The sequence below is a fragment of the Pseudoalteromonas holothuriae genome, assembly GCF_945859825.1.
GTDB lineage: Bacteria > Pseudomonadota > Gammaproteobacteria > Enterobacterales > Alteromonadaceae > Pseudoalteromonas > Pseudoalteromonas holothuriae.
This window is the reverse complement of sequence record NZ_CAMAPC010000088.1, coordinates 1-483: the sequence shown is the minus strand read 5'-3', so window position 1 is coordinate 483 and position 483 is coordinate 1. Positions and strand designations below refer to the sequence as shown.

Sequence of the window (483 nt, the reverse complement as noted above, 5' to 3'; positions counted from 1 at the left end):
CGCGCGCGCCCCAGCGAATTAACTCATACACACGCCCTTGTGCATCGTAGTGCCACTGAGTAACCCCGCCATCAGCGTTAATATGTAATGACTTGCGACCACTTTTATCGTAGCTGGTGTAATTGGAAACAGCGGTATGCTCATCAGTGAATGCTTTTAGTGAACTGGCTACATTATTTTCATTTGGGGTTGGCATGAAGCTTTGGTATTGATGCTGCGCTATTTGCTTGCCATTGTTGTCGTAGTCAAAACGGCTGACTTGATATTCGGTGTTATTCACCGACACCAAGTTTGCACTTAACTGGTTTGCTTCATTGTAAACAAAGTATTCAGTCTTATTGCGCTGTGCACCGATGAGGGCGGCTTTCTTAACTAGATTATTGTTATCGTCATACTCATAGTTAGTAACTTGGTCACCCTGAATGGTTTGAGCTAAGCGCCCTAGCGCATCGTATAGGTAGTCGGTGTTAAGTGCATTGCTGC

At 45.1% G+C, this 483-nt stretch carries 1 protein-coding gene; it reads right to left on the bottom strand.

Going from position 1 to position 483, the window contains the following annotated elements; all coding sequences use genetic code 11:
- Nucleotides 1-483, bottom strand: a 483-nt coding sequence (locus tag OCI93_RS21010) for a hypothetical protein (protein ID WP_261627269.1), incomplete at both ends; no start/stop codon positions are given.